Genomic DNA, 19206 nt, shown 5'->3' with positions numbered 1-19206 from the left:
TGTGGCGCGTAGGCGACGGCGCCCGGGCTGATCTCCCCCGCTGTCGCTGGCCACCGGTTCCCGCCGGCTGGCTCCGAACTCCTCCGGATCTTGGGCCGCCTGCAGCTCGAGCGTGCTGGCTGTTGTCCTGGCTGCCACTGGTTCCGCGTCTCCGTGCTCCAGGACGCTGCCGGCGCCGTTCGGACGGATGCGGAAGCCAACAGGTCCGGAAAAGCTGAAGAAGCTGCCCTGTTCGGTGCTTCAACAAAAAAAAGGTAAGCGGCGGAATCCTTCCACTTACCTAAAGCAGTGTCCAGGATCTGCTTATAGATCCTGTGTGCGTACCGGACACTTCTTTAGGTAAGCGAAAGTCTCCCGCCGCTTACCTTTTTTAATCCCTGCTTACATTGTCTAAAATTTTAGGCTTAAAGCCAATCACATAAGGTAATGGGTCAACCGGCGTATCATTTAAACGGACTTCAAAGTGTAAATGAGCTCCGTTGGAATTGCCAGTGTCCCCGACTAGCCCTATCGGGGTTCCTGGTTGCACTTGTGTTCCTGCAGCGATGCCTGGTTGCAGCATATGACCGTACAAAGTAGTCATACCGCCGCCATGATCAATAATAATGCAGTTTCCGTATCCCCCTTTTACGCCGCTGTAGGTTACGACTCCTTTCGAGAAGGCTACGATCGTTTTTCCTGTCGAGTCTCCTCCGGCTGCTAAGTCGATGCCCGTGTGCATTTTTCCCCATCTGATTCTATATTTCGAAGTGATGTATTCACCCTGCGGTAGTGGCCAAACAGTACCATCTATGGAGACAGGCACGGAGTTTCCTTGTATGAACGAATTAGCAAAGGTTAAAACTTTGTCGACATACTCCTGGCTATGGTTATAGGCTTTGACAGCTTGGTCCAATTTTCCACTAGCAGCCCCATTGGCAGCCAGATATTTGGCCGCGGAGAAAATAGCATCTTTAACAGACCAAGGATCTGCTAAGCCGTCTCCGTCAGCATCAACCCCATAACCTTTGTATTGGGAAATTACTGAGAGACTCTTCAGCTCGTTCAAGGGAATATTTCCCTTCCCCAGCCCTTTACAAGTCGGGTGTCCCCATCCTACCCAGGTACACGGCATAAACTGCATATGCCCGATCGCTCCAGCTGAGCTTTCAGAAACGTCGGTTGAGAACGAAGTTTCTACACGATGAATTCCGGCAAGCAGATTCCAAGGAACTCCATATGCGGATTCGGCTTCTTTATACAGGGGAAGAAATTCTGCGGGAATTGCTGATAGTCCGACATCCGATATGACTCCACCTGGCCCGAAGCCTCCGGGGCCGACCAGCCCTAGACCCTCTGCCTCGGGATCTCTAAACAAAGGATCAAATACTATCGTTTGCTTATAGATTAATTTTCGATCCTCGATTGTCCTAATACCTTCGGGTACTAGAATCTTGTTTAAAGGAGTGTAGTCTGCTGTCCAATTATCATTTTCGAGTACTGGAGAGCTGACTGTAGTGGTTACCGTGATCGTCTCTGTAACTTCTTCTGTTTCACCGGTGATTCCATTATCTGACTCGGAACTTTCTTTCTGTCGGGTATATGTTCTTGTTTCCTCCGTTGTTGTAGAGACTGAGTTCATTCTGTAAGAGAAACGGTGGGTTCCATTGTAAGTTTTGGCTGAGATCAGTTTAGAAACCGGCTGTTTTGATTCTGAGTGTCCTCCATCCGATTTAGACACTGTTGTCACGATATACATGGTTTGGAATTTGACATCCGTCGGTGAAAGAATCTCTGCAGCTTTTTCAATAGGGATGTTGAAAAAAAGCCGAAGCGTCTCCAACAGCCCATGAGACAGTATGATGCCCCGCTGTTGCAGTTGGCTTTTTTGATCATCCGTATAATTTCCCTTTTCCATCCATTTGTTCGCTATTTGGATGTCTGCCTGTCGTTGTTCCTCCTTTATGCTCTCTGCCGGGAATTCGGTATTGTGTGCCCCGGCTGCAGCCATCAGAAAAGCGACTAAAACGGCTCCTAAGATGATGAAGGGAGCCAATATCGCCGCTATTTTTAGCAAAATCAGGTTCTTTTTGATAGTAACTGCTTTTTGTAAAATAAAAATCCCCCCCTCAATTATTGAGGGAGGGCAGATGAAAATGGATGATATACGTTTTCCAGCACAGATTGGCTTCACGATCGACCGCCGCTTTGCGTTTGAAATAATCCTGGTTAAAGAAACTGATCAATTTTGAAGAAAAAGCGAGCAGGGCTGAATCAAGCTCCGTAAAATCTGCTTTTTCTCTTAATATCCTCTTGGTTCGGCTGCCGATTGCAACAAAGGTGCTGCCGATCAGGATAACCGGCTGATTTGTTTTTTCATTCAGCTCCTTTAAGCCTTCCAGACCTGCCTGCAGATCCCGGTTTATTCGAGTGAGTAAGGATCTCGTATCGACAGATGCATAAACGGATTTGTTTCTGTCTTGAACATGAATGGCAAATATTATCGCATTCTTAGGCAGAGCGTACTTTTTTCTAAGAACCAAGCGAGCCAATGGAGTAGCTACCGGAACCAAATAATAATGTTGAAGACCTTGCCTCCTCGCAGCTGCCTTGCACCTCCACACATGAAAAATTGTGAGAATGTTATAGCCAAGAAGAGGAGCAAGCAAATAATAAAAAACCGGGAAAAATTGAGCTATTAAAACAAAAGAAAAGCTCAATATTACGATCAAAAAATTCAGTTCGAGTAGACCAAAGACAGAGAGTGATCGTTGAATTTTCATGTTTCTCTCCCCCTTAGTTTGATAGCTTGGCTTTCATCTGGCCGTTTACAGTACCCGCGAGGGAACCTTCAATTGTTAGAAGATCGGAGTGCAGATCCGTTGATTTCTTAATGGTAGATCCGTCAGATGCTACGAGCTCAAATTTTACAATGTCAATGTTGGTCCCCTGCGGCATGCTGAGTGGAATCATGCTATCGGATGATGGGTAGTAATACCCTGACCAAGTGTTTGTATCCGTGTAATCTGTTGTTGGGTGTTCAGGCTGCAGATCCTGGGTATTTCCATCCGAGTAAATCACTCGGACAGATTGAACCTGTCCCGATGTTTTGATGCTGTACAGCACTTCTCCACCGGCTTTAACCCTCACCCTTACTTGGTCTGTAGGGAACGACTGTCCTTCTGAAGGCTCGATGATCTTGTTTACAGTAACCAGATGGCCAGCCGGGTTCGGTACGATTTGGACAGGCTTGGTGTTTATATAAGCTTCACCTACCAGACTCTCAGGTCCGATATTCCCGGCCGCATCGACGGCACGTACCTGAAGATGATAAACAGCAGCACTATCCGGAGGAACGGAAAAATTGTAATTAGGACTGTTTGAATTCGTGTTGACCCACTCACTCCACGTTTTTCCTCCATCAATTGAAGAACGGAATTGATAATTCTTTATTCCACTGGCTCCATCCGAAGGTGCTGCCAGGATATCACTAGCCGGTTCCCAGTGAATGGGCGTCGTAATTTGATAGCTAGGATTCGGGGACGCAAAAGGTTTACCCGGTGCGGTCGGCGGCGTCACATCGTAGTACGCATTAAGCTTCAGGTCTGTGAGCCTGGCTGTTTTATCTTTAGCTCCTGAGATTAAGGTTGCCTTCACCACAAATGGCCCCATTATAGGAGTTGCCGAGTCTTCCGGAAGATGAAACCAATCATTAGGCTGAACCGGCGTAAACGAATTTCCACCATCGACTGACATACTATACTGGATGCTCGTCCCGGGATCGTTCGTCTCTGAGGGTAGCAGCTGGAACATAGTTTTAGCGGAGGGAGCCATAAATGCTTTGCTCTCCATGCTGCTCTGCGGAGCATAGCTTTTTACAAATGTCAGACCTTTGATTTCGAGAAATGGATTGGAGACCATACGGTTGGTTGCTCCGTCCAATTGATACACATTGACTGAGCCTTCGCTAGAAGCTATAAGCTGTGTGGTTTCATTGGGCAATGAGACCGCAATGGCCTTTTGTAATGGATCGGCGCTAAGCAGTCCGTATTTTGTCATGCTATTTGCTGAACCGTCAAAGACGTAGGCATTTGCTTTGTTAGGATCCAACAAAGAGATAATATCAGCCTGGCCGGCTATACCGCTGGCCACGATTGTTTGAGAATCGTGAATAATCGTTCTTGAGGCATTAATTTTGTACCCTTGAATCGGATCAAAATCATATTCATAGGATTTGCCCGACCTTGTTGTCACGACAAAATTATAGGTTCCCGGAATGTTATGGACACCAACGATATCCGTAAGCCCGGTTGAAAATTTTAAAGCCGGATTCTCCACCATGGTGCCCGTGGCGGTATCAAATGTATACGCCTTGATAGTACCGTCGCTCTCTGCAGCTGCTACGGTGCTTTCGTTCACGGCGGTCACGGTTACTAAATTTTTCAGACCACTTATGCTCATTAAAGGGTTATGCACCATACCTGAGCCGTCGAATTGCAGGTGCTTGATGTTACCTGCATCATCGAAAATGAAATAGGAGTCTGTTTCGGGAACCATACTGACCGCAAGGGCATTTCTGATTGAATTAGCCGATTTGGCTTGGTTAGCCTTCAGCGATCCGGTAGCTTTATCCAGCGAGTACCACATAATTCCGCTTTCCGTTGCCACTACAACATTATCCAGATTTCCGTTCTGCTCCGAGCTGTCAATAACAGCGGATTGCGGCGGATGCCAAGCCTCGACCCAGCCTTCAGCTGTGTTTACAATTGCTGTTGTTTTGGCAGTATCGACTTTATCCACGTTGGTAAAGGAATCCGAATAAATTTCCGTTCCTTGAGCTGAAATGACAGTAGCGTAGTTCAAAAATAAGACAAACACGAATGGAAGTAGTATATGGATTTTTTTCATGCCGGATCTCCTCAGTTCTTCTCCCGAGACAACAGTTTGACGTCAGCAATTTTCCAGCCATTGTTTACCTGAACAAGTGCGAACAGATTAGTTTGAGTCTGAGAAACAACGCCTTCGATTCTCTGCTTTGTTTTTACGAGGACAGTATCATTCGTGGTTTTACCCAAGGATGTGATTTCCTCCAGCTTGATTTCTTGTTTCGGTAAGGAATCCGGAGCAGCTGCAGCTTTGATTTGGGCCTGACCTACAAGTTCTTTGGCTGCTTCAGATACATGGCCATCGGCAATCTGCTGGATGTAATGAGTAATTACAGATTCCTGATCAGGTGCTAATTTGGAACGGAATGCCCGGATATCGGGCAATGACCGCGTTATATCTGTCGGTAATGCCACGACCTGCGATATCAGCCAATTTCCGTCCTTCTTGAAGAAGTAGTACCTTTGAGAAAGCTTGTTTCGTGTTGTTTCCACGTCAGCGTCCAATTGTCCGATCGGGCCTTTTATCTCGACGTTCTTATAGTTTACTGATTTCAATTCGTCTGCTTGCGAATTCTGCTGCGAAACAAGTAAAAAGGCTTCGCCGGTTAAATTTTTTAACGCGGCTTCTTTGTTCCCAGAGGTAATGTCTTTTAAATAACTGCTCGTCACCTGCTCGATCGGTTTTTTCTGCAGGTAATCAAACAGGTTGTATCCTACCAAAGCTATGACTAATACAATCGAAATTTTTAAAATATAATTCCAAGTCATTGTCCGCCTCCCAATGAAAAAAAGGGAGGTGCGTCACCTCCCCTTTAGTATTTTATGAAAAAAATTTAAATAATTTATCCTTCTTGGGTATACGAATGTAAATAGAACCTAAGCAATTTTTTTTTCGATAAACCCAGTCATCTGATAGCCCTTCCCTTGCTTCCTTTAGCTCTAACAGGATGTAGTACATATCATGCTCTTCCAGAGCATCGAGGAGACTATCGGGAAGCTCGTCCTCCAGGTCATCCCATCCGCCATTCAATGGTTGATAGCCTTCATCTATGGGAACGAATTCTTTCTTGTAGTATTTTTCACCGAACCACAACTCCTCGACCCAACCCGATTCCGTTACCGCCGCTCTGAACTCATACTTCATAGGCTAAACCACCTTATCGAATCAATATTCAATGCGAAGCAATGGATTAAATCCCTCGATGTCATCCTGAAGAATGGCCTCGATACAAATTTGCTCAACCGTGTACAACTCTGTTTTGACGGACCCGGATAGGATCAGCTCTTCGGCCTCCTGTTTGCTGATTATCCAGCCATCATGCTCAATCAGCTGATCTTCGTGCAGTTTGGAAAACTCTATTGTCATGTAATTTTCCCGTACCATACCATCTAGGATTGGGAATTCAGTATGATTGCTTGCTGATTTTCGTTATCCCACACAACCTGACAATCAAATGCTTCAGCAATAAGCCTGATGGGGAGCATTGTTCTGTCCATCGAAATCTCAGCCGGGGCGTCGATCACCACACTTTGCTGGCCAACTACCATCAGGTTTGCTCCAATTTTAACGGCCACCACTTTATCATTCCGGGAAAGATATACGGTTTGTGTGTCCTGGTCCCAGTATATCGAATTGTCCCCGATGCCCAGCGAATAAGCGACAAACCTTAGAGGAAGATAGGTACGATCATTTTTGATGTAAGGAGCGACATCCTGGATGGTCTGTCCGTTAATGTTATATTTGCCATTGCCAATTTTAAAAATGGCTACTTGGTCCGTGCCGGCAGCAGCCGAAGAATTCGAAGGAGCTGCCAGGAAACAAAGTAACAAAGCCAGTGCCATTAAAGAATTTTTTAGCATCTACATGAACCTCCGATTCTAAAGCTTGAAGAATGTCATTGAACCAGTAGCCGTTGCCCCGTCCGCTTTGTTCCGGAGCTGCACGTTAACCGTGTGGGCGCCGGCTGAAGAGACGTTAATGCTGAAATATCCTGACGCGTTGTAAGATGCCAGGGAGGTCCAGGAGCTCCATGCTCCTCCGTCCACTTGATATCTGAATTCGGAGGCATTAGAAAAATCTAACGATACGTTGAACGTCGTGGATGACGTGGCCGTAGCTCTGTTATAACCGGACACTTTCGTTAATGTGGGCGGCAATAAGGTCTGGATGTTATCAATCTTGTCGTTCAGGTTTTTGTTTCCTTCGGTTATCGTGTCCTTAATATTCTTCTCCCCTTGTTTAGCCGCGTCTTCAGCTTTTTTGGCTGCTTCAACTGCGTCTCGGGCTGCTTCCAAAGTTGTTCCTTTTCCATCACGAAGAGCGGAGTAAATACTTCCTCCGCTGTTTAATGCCGATTGAATGTTTTTGGTAATTGAGATGATGGTATTTCCGCTGGAATCACGGAGGGACCCTTCAATGTTAACCAATTGAGTGTTCTTGATGTAGCTGATATCCCCTGCCACCGATTGAGCAGCTGCTTTAGCTGCCTCTGCAGCTGCTTTAGCGGCTTCTGCTGCCTCCAGTGTACGGGTTACCTCAGGTTTGGGGACATAGAAATTTAGATGCTCGCCGGCAGATTCTCCGCCAGGGTTAGTCGTGGTTATGCTGTAGTTATATGTTTGACCAGGTTCTACCCCGTTATCTTGGAAATTTGTAACGGTAGTTGTCCCTAACAGGATCCCGTTCCGATAGACTTTATAACCTTGTGCCATGTATTGAGCATTCCACATGATGTTAACCTTATCGCTTGCGGAATTGACGTTAGCTCGTACACCTTTCGGCGGGAGTGGAGTCAAATACTTGTAATCCCATCTTCTATAAAAGTCGCTTCCTGTCACGAATGTATTTCCTAACCCGATATCGAAGATTTGCCATCCGTTTTGGTTACTGCCTACATAAAAATCTATGTTCGGATAATTTGAAACAGGATCTAAAGTATAAACAAAGTTGCGACTTACAAAGTGGATACCATTTGTGTAATCGACGATGACTGGACCCAAGACTAAACTGCTTGAATATGATGCTGAGCTGCTAACATTAAGGTTTTTCCAATTTCCCCCACCATCAAACAAGTAGAAATCGCCGTTTTTATCTTGATAGTAATCATCCTTGGTTTTTCTCTCGACTCCGACTACTATTTTTGTCCCCGTGTTATCTATACCGGTTGTTGAGACATACATAAACGGATAATAACTAACTACTGGCAGATCAGGAAGAGTAGTCCATGTTTGGGTAACGGCGTCATACTTGCTGATCTTGTTGGAACCGGTTGCTCCAACTATGTCCCCACGTCTACTAATCGAGACAGTGTTTATAATGAAACCGGGTGGTTGAGAGATTTCGATGCAGTTATTGTTGTCTGCCCCGGCACATTTAAACAGATAAATCTTTGTAGAAATGGCTTTATCTGTTCCGGCAACAAGAAGGTTATTGTTATAATCTATCATTATCTTTCGAGCATTTATTTGCCGACCGCTGAAAGTAACAATACTTCCATTTTTCGCGACATCATTGTAGTTAGCCATTGACCAAATGTTACCTGCCGCATCTTGCTGCCCAAGAGGCCAACCGGGTCCGCCTTCCGTGCGGATCCATGCACTATCTGCACTAGCATTGTTGGGGAAAATAAGCCCGCCGGCTAGAAGACAAGCCGTTAGGCATAAGAAACCAACTTTTTTTAGAAATTCTTTCATTCCAATCGCTACCTTTCTGAATTGTTTTTTTACAAAGCCTTCGTGTTAGTTTCGGAGTCTCACCTCCTTGGCCGGCCGTGGATAGCCCAGGTGGAATCCTTGCATATACCTTACGCCGAGCTCACGAAGCTGTAGGAGCTGTTTTTCTGACTCGACACCTTCTACTATTAATCCGATGCCCGTGTCCTCACAGAGGCTAACAAGGCTCGTTATAATGCTGCTTGTCCTTGGGAACTCAAGGGAAGCCGTAAATTCTTTGTCAAGCTTTATAAATTTGGGGTCGAGCCAATCATGAAGAAGCATATCCAGGTTAGAATTTCTCGTCCCATAGTCGTCGAGGGCAAATTGAAACCCCATACTGCATAAAATTTCGATTTGCCGCCTAATCGTGGATGTAATACTTGTTTGCTCAGTAATTTCCCATATTACATTTTCAGTAGGGAACTTGCTTAGTTGCTCCAGGCCCTTTTCCAACGTCTTCGGATGGAGATTAACAAATAAATACTCATTGTCTTGTAGAAGCGACTGGCCATCCCGGAAGGATAGTTCTATTGCATGACGATCGAGATCCAGAACAAAGTTATGGTCAGCAGCCTGTGAAAAAAGATTCTGTGCTGTGTCGCCGTTACGGCCTTTTATCGTAGATTCGTAACCGAGCGTCGTGTTATTAAGCACGTCTATAATGGGTTGAAATTTCGTCTCGATGACATTCATTCAGCACCCCCGACTTTCTGCAATTGTTCGTACATGAGGCCCATATGAAGGTTTCCCCTAGCCAACGTTCCGGGTGGGAGGAGCTGCATGCTCAAATAGCTCGTTTGTTCCCGGAGCTGATCAAATAAAAAGCGTCCTTCTTCAAGCACATATATAGGCTGTTTTATTTCTAAACGTCTTATTTCTTCTGAAAGAGCTCGACCGATGGACTCGACAATTTCTCGGGAGACGACTTTCCTGGCCAGGCCTTGGGGCCAACCGGTTATTTGATTAATCATCTGCAGCTCAGAAATTGTCCGGTCATCGGCCTTAATCATGGAGTAAGCCAGATTAGCCCCGATACTGATCTTGGCAGAATTATCGACATGGATGATCCCATTTGGTTTGTGGAGCGTTAAATATGTTCCCATATAATTAAAATGCAGGATCCAAAAGGGCTGCAGGACTCGAAACATTTCTTTGTACTGAGAATATGAAGAGCTGATACTGTAAGGCTCTATGAGGTTGAATTGCTGAAGGTGAATATGATAAATCTTGCCCGCGGCATCAACGGGTCTGAAGGGACCTCGTAAGAAATCATTTAACACATTAGACAGGTCCTGGCTGGTTGTATCGGGATGGTCAGAAGAAAGGCTCGCGTACAAATTAAAGGGAACTGTAAAATTAGCCTTTATCAGTAGCGCGGCAATCAATGCCCAGATGTAATTTGGATCGTTTCTCGGAATGATAGTGTCGCCTGATTTAACGGCCTCCCCGACGGCGAAATTTCTACCCATGTAGTCAAACGTCATCCCTCTGCTTGTAACCAGCAAAGCAGGATTTGGTGAATTTTTAAAAGCTGCAACAGCAGGAAATGAAATGACCCCTTTCCGATCAGGCAGTGCTAATCTAACCTCGGTATGGCTTATTTCTACACCGGCTAACATCGAATCACTCCTGTTACTAAGCTGATAAGGGGTATCCAGGCGCAACAAAATAAGAGAGGAGCTGCTTCCCCTCTTTTGTTCCAGAAGATCCAAGCGATAATAAATCCAATTAAAACAGCAAAAATTCCGAAGTTTGCTGCATACAACGGTAGAAGAATTTTGTCCGCCAAACCTAACGGAATCAAGAAACATACAAGCCCAAGAACAACGATGGTTGTCCATGCTTCCACTGACTCGACATTAAGAAGTAAACTGGCAGCCGCGGCAATCGTTAACCAGGCAGGTACGCTTTTCTTCCGATAATCCTCAATGCAAAGGCTGATGATCATGCTGATTTGTATCCAAGGCAGCAGCATAATCACCATTCCCTTTGATAAGAGAAGGAATTGTTAAGCGGGATCGGCGTAGTTTGCACATAACCAATTCTGTCAAGAAGGCCGGAGGCAGGCATGGGCATTCCATACGCATAGGAAAGTGTTATATAGCTGCCGTCGCTACGGTTAATATTGATTCGCAGTTCCTTTATACCGACACTGCTCGGAATGACAGGAGGCCCGTCATAGGTAATGGTCGTACTACTCACCGGAAAAATTTTGCCGATTTCTTCCGCTAATTCGTCCGCAATGTATTTGTTGGTATTGGGATTGTAGGTATTCGTATAAATAGCGGAGGCGCGGGCGGCATGAATGGCGTGACTGTTGATCAAGATGTCTTTGGTGACTGTTGCTCCTACGACCAAAAGAATATACAAAAACAGGGTTGAAAATAGTAAGGCCCAGGGACTTAAAACTAAGTCCCATGAACCTTTCCATCTCCTTTTTAGAATGTGGCAGTTAGGAAACTTGTAAGCGTACCTTGCAAAGCTGTGATGGATGATGTGGCCATGTTGGCTACATTGGGCTCGTTTTTTACGAGAACAAAAAGGACTAGACCAACGATTGCCAGTTGCATAACTGCATCCCAGTGAAGCTTGTCCGTTTGTTTTTGATTTAACATTTTGATTGCTTTTAACATTTAAAATCCCTCCAAAATTAATTTGTTTTTGTTTGGTCTTATTAAAAATCATCTTCGTCTTCTTCATCTTCGTCTTCGTCCTCCTCAGAGGAATCCTTAAGCTTTTTCACCTGTAGCAGAATAAGAACTAGACCGACAATAGCTCCAATCAGGGATACTACGGAAAAACCGGTTTGCAACATAACGTAGACGAAAAATCCCGTAATTATAAGGCCGATCAAAATCATTAAATAGGTTATGCCCTTTTTCATATTTTTCACCTCCACTTTAAATGCGGCGGGGAAGACACTTTTTCAATTTTCGAGAAGATCTTCCCTATAACTGATATAAATTTTTAAAGCAACAGTACATATCAAAGAAGGAAGTAAGGTAAGAAAGAATAATAGACCCTGAAAATCAATACATACAATAAAAGCTGGAGCACAGAGGGATAATAAAATACTCATAAAAATCGAGGTGCTTATTCGTTTGTGCTTATTACTATGACGTCCCTGGTAATAAAATATTAGGAAAGAAACTATGCCTGTCGGGATGCAAAAATAGAGGAAAAGGAGTTTTAAAACAACTTTATAGTCCAGTCCTTCAATCATTATCTCTCCGGATGCAAGCTTGTTGATCTCATGATATAAGATCCAAAATCCGTATACTGTGTAAATTACGCTAAAAAATAAACTGATCCAAATTGACAGCTTTAAGTATCTTCTTAAAGTAGTCATAAAAGCCCCCTTATAGACCAAAGAAGAACCCACCACCTGAGTTCCAATTTTGTTTTAAATAAGCGAATACGAAATATCCGGCCAGGCTCACTGAAAATAAGAATGTGAGTGTAGCCAGACTAAGCAGTTTGGGCTTGACGTTTTCTGATCTCTCTTCAATAAATTCGTCTATGCGATGGGCTTCCTCACTAATCTGCCTATCTAATTGCTCCCGCAGAATAGTCATAGTCTTCATGTCAGATAATTCAAGTGAGAGACAAAATGAATCAAGTTCTTTGACTTCGTATTGCAGGCGTAAATCTTGCATAACTTCTTTCAGTGATCGTCTGTTTTGCCCTGTTAGCTGGGAAACAGCGTCATTAAAAACACTCCCGAACTCTCCTGGAGCATAGGAACTTATCTCTTCCAAAGCCTGATCTAAAGGGATCCCCATTTTAAGCTGGGTATTCAACCTTCTTTTAAGGAAACGGATGGCCGTTCTAGCTTCTAACTGGCGTTTATTCTTCAATTTGTTTAACCTTGTGAATGGCATGGCAATAAGAAGAAAGCAAGCAAGCGTAAACTCAACTCTTGCATTTTGAATTTGAGTTGATAATAAGATTGCGCCAGCTGCCACCAAAACAAGCGCTATGATCAGTTCACTTGCAGTGATCTTCCAAGGATTTCCGGCCAGGCGTATCAGCTTTTGAACCTTATTCAACAAGCTACTGGAAATGTATGGCTCCAGCTTTTGAACAACAAAGCGCCACGTCCGTTTCTTTTTTTGTACCAGCATATAGTCTTGTTTCAGCTGATACGCTACATCGACCACTGGCTGGAGCTGAGACTTATACAGCGGCGCAAAGAGTAGGAGCAAAAGCAATATTGTAAGAAAAACGATCAAGGTCCCGTCTCTCCTTTCCTGTACTGGCTACTGCATTTCTGTCTTGGTTAACCTCATGGCAAGCAAAAAGAGCCCTACAAAGCCTATAAGGCCCAATAAGAGCACGAAGTTCGCCGTAATATTTACTTTCAGAATCCCTTCAACGGTATCCTGGAACAACATAAAGAGCATTACTGGAAACATCAGGATGGCGACCATTAGTTTCATGCTGTTTTGCCGTTCATGGTTCATTTTTCTTTCGAAGCGTTCTTGAGATACGAGCTCATTCATGACCTCATTTATGAATTCTTCCTGATTCCCCGAACTCTTGTAATTGGACAGGATTCCGGCCAAGGCCCAGCGGAAAAATTGATCCGGACTTTTTTTCATGAGATTCTCCAGAAAAACCGTAATGGGAGTGTTATCCCGCCTGTTCTGAATGGATCCCTGTTGAAAGTCTAACTTTAAAGGTCCCTCGAGTCGGGGAATGGCTTCATGAATCCATTCTTCAACGGATCCTTTAGCCCCGAATACGGCAGCAGCAAACTCAAGAGCCGACTTTACATCCTTGCGGTATGTGCGGGCCTTAAACCCCTGTAACAATTGAGTTGCCAGATAAGGAAGCAACCCGCCAAAAACGATGCCGAAAGCTGCTGGCTTGTGAATAACGAAGATACAGAATAAAAGACCGATGATGGCGGCCACTATACCGGGAATGATCTTCTTCCAGGTTTTTGATCCGCCGGGTATAGGGATTTTTTTGAAGGATTCCGTAATGTCTTCCTCGTTCAATCCGGATCCGGTTGCTGCTGCGGCTCTTCTCTCCGGGAGTGTTTTAAGCCAATGCCAAAAAGAGAAGGAGATAACGCATAAGAGCATGGTCAATAAGATAATCATTCAACATACCCCCTAGCCTCTACTTCCCATCCCCAAGATTCAGGAATTCCGTAACCCATTCGTATCATCTCTTCAACAAATTCATCGGTAGGCCCGTTAAATTCAAAGTATCCTACAGGATCTTGACTGTCATTAACGCCGACTTGCACAAACCGCATAACGGTATGAGTGGTCCCGTCTGGCCTAAGTTGGATAATTTCATCAAAGAATCTTTCGCCGCCTTCCCTTGATGCGTGGAGTATGGTATCAACACGGTCGAAAATGATATTTCTTAACAGTTCTCGGTCCGGAGCGCTGTTATGGCCAGCAGCCATGTCTATAATCCTGTCTACGCCAGACAGGCAGCTGCTTGCGTGTACAGTGGTGCTGGATCCATCATGGCCACTCTGTACGGCCTGAAGGAATACGTAGGCGATCTGGTCTCTTAATTCGGCTACGAAGATTCTGTCCGGGAACATACGGAGTGCTCCCTTCAAAGCATCTTCTAGCCGAAAATTACTTTCCTTTCTTTCATAAACCCTTATACAACCGCTTTCTCGTTGAGGCTGCATTTCCGGGGACTCCTCCAAAATAAGCAGTACTTCCGAGGATGGAATCTTCCCAGTTAATGCATTGGCAAGGGTCGTTTTACCCGTCCCTGTTCCACCGCATACGATATGGTTTTTCCCCAGAGCGATCATGATTTCTAAAAAAGCAACAGTGGCCCTATCAGCCATTCCACCGCCTTGATTAGAGCGTTGTGCATAAACGCTGCGTCTTTTGAAAGATAACTCGTTATAAGGATTGGCCACGCTTATACTAGGCAGCTCGTATGTCATTTCAGACTTTTCCGTCAGTGATTCGAGCGTGAACGATGCTACGAATCGTCTAATGGTAATGATCATGCAGCGGACAAATTTATACTCTCCATTCTTGTCGGTAGAATATCCACAGGGACCAAAGATGATGTGGATCCGTTCCCCATTGGGAAATGTACCATCCATCTGTACGGCAGCCAGGTCAAAACGTAAACCGATGCGGCTGAGATGATGATTGACCCAGTTGCGAGCATGCTCAAAATCACGAAACCCTTTGCCGGTATATGTCTTTCTTTTGCCTTCCATATAGGTGATAATTTGCTTCTCGGAGTTATCTTGGGGCACGAAAATCTGGATATCCGAAACATTCTTTTTCTCCCATAGTGGCTGAGCCGGGCCCATTCGATAGATATCATCCAGGAGTTGTTTTACCAAATCGGAATAAAGCTGGGCCGGAATGCCCGGAAGCTTCTGTATGATATCTAGGAGTTGCCGTTCTCTTTGTGCTTCAGGAACGTCATCTTCAAGAATACCGCTTTTTTTTGATTTCTCTTCGTCGACAAAATTTAAGAAAGCCTGAAAAAGTTTTGTTTGATATTCTGACCATTTCGGATCATCCTGTTTAACATCTTTGAAAGAGGAATACTCCAGGTCGTGTGCACGGTCCCATCCGGAAAACACATCATTTGTCATTACCATTTGCCTTCTCAGTAGCCGGCGGTACCGGATCGAGAATGCTTCCTCCTCCCTGATTCGATTGATAAAGGTGCTGCGTGTCTCCGTAAGAGTTTGGATTCAATAGAACTTTGATCTTGCCGGCAGCCAGATTACGAGCTACGTCTTTGGCTTGAGCTTTACCAACGGCGATCATTACTTTATTACCGGTAGGTACAACTGCTGTGACTGGTACGTTCTCCGCGACGTATTTCGTGATAATCTCTTGTCCGCCTTCCTTTTTTGTCTCATTAAAAGTACCGATGATATCCACTGTGTCTCCAGCCTTAACATGCTCGATCGGCAGGTCTGTATTCTCGATCGGAATAGCCATACCAACATAATCGAGACCAAATTTACGTACGACTTCCCGCATGGTTTTTGCATCTGATACGGCGGCGTTCTTAATTACCTGACCTTTTAAAATGGTGGTATAAGTAAACTTGCCGGCGGCCTCTTTGGGGTCCTTAATAGCATCCTCTGGAATGTAGCTTTTTGGCCAGAGTACTTTTTCAAAGTCTTTCTCCTCGATGACGGTATCTACAGGAATGTCCTTTATGGCCACATAAGTTGGAACCAAATTAGATATTTTCTGTGTAGTATTTAAAATGAACAGCCCCAGCACAAAACCCACAATAGCAATAGCGAGTAACCACCCGATAAATGTTTTAGATTTTAGCATAACTACTCCTTTCGCAGCCTAAGCATGGTAAGTAATTGATCGAAATTGAACCCTTGCTTCTTTTTCTTTTTTTTCTTCTTCCCGGCAGGCTTTTTCTCTATATCCATCTCTTGCTCACCGCTAGTCATTTTGATTTTCAGCACTTCGGTGACAAGCTTCCGGAACGATTTGGCGTAATTACTTTTTGGATCAGACAAGACAATAGGCTTGAAATCCAACGTGGTGGCATCTGCGAGTTCCTGGTGGAAGGGAAGATAAACGACATTAAATCCCTCTTTAATTAAAGGTGATCGGATTGTTTGGTAATCACTTTCTTTTTTTACCTTGTTTACTACAAAGGTGACATTCTTAGGGTTGATACCTCGACCCAGAAGCTTTTTGCCCATAGCAACCGTTCGTTCAAGCCGATGTACATCCGGACTCGTTAAAATTAAAATATCGGTAGCGTAGTGCTGAGCCACTTGATCAAATGTTGGTGTGTAGCCTTCGGAAAGATCAAGAAGCATCAACGGATATAGGGGCATAAAGGAATCAATACATGGCTTAACGACGCCCCAAGTAATTGGGTCAAAACCGTCTATCGAGCTTGGCAATACCCTGAATTCCTTTACCTTCCTATAATTTACAAGCATAGATTCCAACTGTTGCGGATTTCTCGATTTATCCACTCCAAACTCGGTTGTCGAATGGATTGACTTTTCTCCGATTAGTCTGGCCAAGTTACCGTTGGCATCACAGTCTATCCCTAATGGAGAAAAGCCTTTCCTGCCTAATAGTGATCCTAGTTGAGCTGTTAAGGTAGACTTTCCCTCCCCGCCCTTTACGGATCCAATCAGAATGACTTTATTTAATTGTTTACCAGGAGTAGCAAAATACATGGATTCTTCTCTTGCACTCTCTCGCTCTGCATGCTGCCATTCTTGATCATGTTTTTCATGATCATAATTTGGGTTGAATTCTTCTGGTGCATGACCACGTCCTCTTCCTGTGAGTCCAGCCCCAATCGCATGCTTTGACGGTGGAGATTGCGGCATCCTTTGATAGGTTTCCGGATTAGGCTCAGTCTGTACATTTAATGAAAAATCAGATTGTGGTCTTGCTGGTTTGTATGAAGGAATCACTTCCTCTGAAAATCCTGATTCTGCGTGTCTGTTCGACCGATCGAGAAATTTGGGAACCTGGTCTTCAGGAGTAGCAGCTACCTCCTGTCCTACGCTGAGACCAAATTTTTCGAAAAAATTAGCTGGCAGCGGGTCTACTGTGATTAAAAGATCATCAGCTCCAGCTTTTCGAAGGTCAGGAATTTCTTTCGGACTGATCTCCCCCACAATGAAAACTGGGCAGTTGTAAGAGGATTTAATTTTGGAAATTCTTTCAGGGCCCATCTCTGGCACCGTAAATATGGCGTCTATCCGTCCCTCTCGTGCCATAACGGTGTCAGTCTGTTGTCGATTTAATGCTTCATAAACCTTGGCGCCGTAGTTGCCTAGCACCTCGGCAGTACGGGAAGAGCGGGGAGAGTCCTGATCAATGACAACAAGTACTACCATTCTTGAACCAACTCCTTCTGTATTTCTACCGTGTTCTTTATCCCTAAAAGTGATCTCCACCGAGCTTTTACTTCTTCAGGCTGCTGAATGATCCAGGGTTCTTTTGAGTAGAGAGCATACAAGACATCTCTTCCCATCTCAGGTATTACAAGATCGACACGCTGATTAAAAATCTTGTCAGGGTTGACGGAGAAACCTTCAGGTACACGGTTTAAAATTTTTGTTGCATCATCAATAAAGCCAGTAAATTGCGGATCAGGAGTGAGGACCTGGACTTTTACTTTAGCTTTTTTCCAGATATCACTATCCGTTCTTGTTCCCATGTCGACAACGATAGTTCTTTGACTGTTTGCCACAAGGTCCAGTTCATGCCCTGATAGCGGACAGTCAGCGAGCACCCCTGAACTTTTTGAAGACCTGTTGTCTAATGCTTCAGCTCTTGGGCAAGCATCCGAAATCCACTTCGACAGTGTACTGCTCTCATTTCCCTCTATTAGGAGGGCATCCATAGCCGCGGCCAAGTTCCAGCTCACAAAGCTCGATCCGCAGCCATGTGGACCAGCGACAGCGATCACATGTTCAAATGGCTTCGGCCCAGTGGACGGCTGATAATTAGCCCTAGCCGTTTTGGTCTGGGAAGGGATCTTGCGTGGGATTTTAAGAAAGCCAACCGGCTTTTCCGATTTCTTTGGAAAGTTACTGTCCGTTAGGACATGCAAGAGAGGGGCAGCATCGGCCAACGTAGACAGATCACTCATATTAGTGTGAGCATGCTCGAACTCGTCACCATCGACTGCCCAAATAACTGGAACATTGTGATCTACTGCAAGTTGGCCAATTGATCTGAAATATTCTAAATTTTCCTCTTCAGAATGTGATAAAACGTACAAAACGTCGATTTCTTCTATGTTTGGTCCTTGGCTCACTGACCAATCTTCAAACACAATGCCGCTTTTTTCAGCCTCGACAATGATAAAATTCGGAACGCCTTGGGACTCGAAGAATTCTGAATATGCAAATGCAACTCTCACTTTACCTGACCCCTTTTCGCAGGATTATTTAGAATCATGTATTTTATCCAAGCTCCATCCCTTCTACCAAAGGGAAGAAGCTCTAATAAGGATAGGAAGGCCCATAATGTGTACCAGACTGAAAAGTCTTTGAGCCAGGGCACCTTTACCGCCTGTGTAATGAAAAGGACTAATACTCCAATCCAGGTCATCACCACGCCGGCTAGTGCGATAGAAATGCCGTGCCAACGTTTTTTTGCGTATAAAGGACCGGCTGGATGGACGTATCCTTTAAACGGGATTAACCTCACCTCGAAAACTCCGAATTTGAATAGCCTGGGACCGAATCCCCAAACAAGTTCCTTAACCGGGATTTTGAAAAGAAATTGAGCGAGTGCGTGGCCACACTCATGAATCAATAGTGCGACTGAGCCTGCTATAAGAAATATCAGCAACTTTTTCCCCTCCTACTCTTTATCAGCAGGGGAAGAAGAATTTCGTGTTTTTTGAACGAATTATCACGACAGGGAAAATATTAACTCGCCTGGCCAACTCCGTCCGCGGCTTCCGCGCCGGCTCTGCGGATCTGCAGGAGTCCCGGCAACTGCTGACCGACGGTGGCCCGATCTTCCCCTGCAAACGGAATCCGGAAGCACCGGGTTCGTGGCCGTCTACGACTAGTCTGGTCAACATCGTCTGTCCGCCGGCTGCCGCGCCGGCTTGCGGATCTGCAGGAGTCCCAGCAGCTGCCGACCCGACGGCGGCC

General features: G+C 44.9%; 21 protein-coding genes. 1 reads left to right on the top strand and 20 read right to left on the bottom strand.

Going from position 1 to position 19206, the window contains the following annotated elements:
- Positions 1–370: 370 nt before the first annotated feature.
- The 20 genes from HMPREF1207_RS28070 to HMPREF1207_RS27965 all read right to left on the bottom strand — a co-directional run bounded on the left by HMPREF1207_RS28070 (position 371) and on the right by HMPREF1207_RS27965 (position 18895).
- Positions 371–2173 carry a peptidoglycan DD-metalloendopeptidase family protein gene (locus HMPREF1207_RS28070; protein ID WP_231392196.1) on the bottom strand — a complete coding sequence of 601 codons (1803 nt, stop codon included), beginning with the start codon at positions 2171–2173 and terminating at the stop codon, positions 371–373.
- Positions 2109–2762, bottom strand: coding sequence for a hypothetical protein (locus HMPREF1207_RS28065; protein WP_016424263.1), 654 nt, complete (start codon positions 2760–2762; stop codon positions 2109–2111). The genes HMPREF1207_RS28070 and HMPREF1207_RS28065 overlap by 65 nt, the downstream gene beginning before the upstream one ends.
- A gap of 13 nt (positions 2763–2775) precedes the next feature.
- Entirely contained in the window at positions 2776–4887 is a 2112-nt protein-coding gene (locus HMPREF1207_RS28060) for a fibronectin type III domain-containing protein (protein WP_009676527.1), read from the bottom strand.
- Positions 4888–4898: 11 nt separating this feature from the next.
- Positions 4899–5633: a hypothetical protein gene (locus HMPREF1207_RS28055; RefSeq protein ID WP_009676538.1), complete on the bottom strand. Its 735-nt coding sequence runs from the start codon at positions 5631–5633 to the stop codon at positions 4899–4901.
- Between the two features lie 52 nt (positions 5634–5685).
- Positions 5686–6009, bottom strand: a complete 324-nt coding sequence (locus tag HMPREF1207_RS28050) for a hypothetical protein (RefSeq protein WP_009676531.1) — start codon at positions 6007–6009, stop codon at positions 5686–5688.
- Positions 6010–6030: 21 nt separating this feature from the next.
- A complete protein-coding gene (locus HMPREF1207_RS28045; RefSeq protein ID WP_016424262.1) occupies positions 6031–6231 on the bottom strand; it encodes a hypothetical protein in 201 nt (66 codons plus the stop codon).
- Between the two features lie 23 nt (positions 6232–6254).
- Positions 6255–6725: a copper amine oxidase N-terminal domain-containing protein gene (locus tag HMPREF1207_RS28040; RefSeq protein ID WP_009676543.1), complete on the bottom strand. Its 471-nt coding sequence runs from the start codon at positions 6723–6725 to the stop codon at positions 6255–6257.
- 18 nt (positions 6726–6743) lie between these two features.
- Positions 6744–8558 (bottom strand): fibronectin type III domain-containing protein, encoded by a 1815-nt coding sequence (locus HMPREF1207_RS28035; RefSeq protein WP_009676545.1) that lies wholly within the window; start codon positions 8556–8558, stop codon positions 6744–6746.
- 45 nt (positions 8559–8603) lie between these two features.
- Positions 8604–9272: an EAL domain-containing protein gene (locus tag HMPREF1207_RS28030; protein ID WP_009676529.1), complete on the bottom strand. Its 669-nt coding sequence runs from the start codon at positions 9270–9272 to the stop codon at positions 8604–8606.
- Positions 9269–10198, bottom strand: a complete 930-nt coding sequence (locus tag HMPREF1207_RS28025) for a hypothetical protein (protein WP_009676539.1) — start codon at positions 10196–10198, stop codon at positions 9269–9271. The genes HMPREF1207_RS28030 and HMPREF1207_RS28025 overlap by 4 nt, the downstream gene beginning before the upstream one ends.
- Positions 10192–10554: a hypothetical protein gene (locus HMPREF1207_RS28020; protein ID WP_036740775.1), complete on the bottom strand. Its 363-nt coding sequence runs from the start codon at positions 10552–10554 to the stop codon at positions 10192–10194. The genes HMPREF1207_RS28025 and HMPREF1207_RS28020 overlap by 7 nt, the downstream gene beginning before the upstream one ends.
- A gap of 2 nt (positions 10555–10556) precedes the next feature.
- Positions 10557–11279, bottom strand: coding sequence for a hypothetical protein (locus HMPREF1207_RS29575; protein ID WP_016424261.1), 723 nt, complete (start codon positions 11277–11279; stop codon positions 10557–10559).
- On the bottom strand, positions 11254–11463 hold the full coding sequence (locus HMPREF1207_RS28005; protein WP_009676532.1) for a hypothetical protein: 210 nt from the start codon (positions 11461–11463) through the stop codon (positions 11254–11256). The genes HMPREF1207_RS29575 and HMPREF1207_RS28005 overlap by 26 nt, the downstream gene beginning before the upstream one ends.
- Before the next feature lie 475 nt (positions 11464–11938).
- Positions 11939–12811 (bottom strand): stage III sporulation protein AB, encoded by an 873-nt coding sequence (locus HMPREF1207_RS27995; protein WP_009676533.1) that lies wholly within the window; start codon positions 12809–12811, stop codon positions 11939–11941.
- A 27-nt stretch (positions 12812–12838) separates the two neighbouring features.
- Positions 12839–13687 (bottom strand): hypothetical protein, encoded by an 849-nt coding sequence (locus tag HMPREF1207_RS27990; protein WP_009676528.1) that lies wholly within the window; start codon positions 13685–13687, stop codon positions 12839–12841.
- Positions 13684–15177: an ATPase, T2SS/T4P/T4SS family gene (locus HMPREF1207_RS27985; protein ID WP_009676542.1), complete on the bottom strand. Its 1494-nt coding sequence runs from the start codon at positions 15175–15177 to the stop codon at positions 13684–13686. Before HMPREF1207_RS27985 ends, HMPREF1207_RS27990 begins: the two co-directional genes overlap by 4 nt.
- Positions 15167–15880, bottom strand: a complete 714-nt coding sequence (gene cpaB, locus HMPREF1207_RS27980) for a Flp pilus assembly protein CpaB (RefSeq protein ID WP_009676530.1) — start codon at positions 15878–15880, stop codon at positions 15167–15169. The genes HMPREF1207_RS27985 and cpaB overlap by 11 nt, the downstream gene beginning before the upstream one ends.
- Positions 15881–15882: 2 nt before the next feature.
- Complete coding sequence (locus tag HMPREF1207_RS27975) at positions 15883–17430, bottom strand: nucleotide-binding protein (RefSeq protein WP_016424259.1); 1548 nt, start codon at positions 17428–17430, stop codon at positions 15883–15885.
- Positions 17424–18461, bottom strand: coding sequence for a hypothetical protein (locus HMPREF1207_RS27970; protein ID WP_009676536.1), 1038 nt, complete (start codon positions 18459–18461; stop codon positions 17424–17426). The genes HMPREF1207_RS27975 and HMPREF1207_RS27970 overlap by 7 nt, the downstream gene beginning before the upstream one ends.
- Entirely contained in the window at positions 18458–18895 is a 438-nt protein-coding gene (locus HMPREF1207_RS27965) for a site-2 protease family protein (protein WP_016424258.1), read from the bottom strand. The genes HMPREF1207_RS27970 and HMPREF1207_RS27965 overlap by 4 nt, the downstream gene beginning before the upstream one ends.
- Positions 18896–18939: 44 nt before the next feature.
- Between HMPREF1207_RS27965 and HMPREF1207_RS30495 the strand changes: the two genes are divergently transcribed.
- A partial coding sequence (locus tag HMPREF1207_RS30495; protein WP_231392195.1) for a hypothetical protein occupies positions 18940–19206 on the top strand: 267 nt, incomplete at its 3' end.

Origin of the sequence: Paenibacillus sp. HGH0039 (assembly GCF_000411255.1) — a bacterium.
GTDB lineage: Bacteria > Bacillota > Bacilli > Paenibacillales > NBRC-103111 > Paenibacillus_F.
The sequence above is the reverse complement of the archived record's forward strand: the minus strand, read 5'-3'. Positions and strand labels throughout refer to the sequence as shown.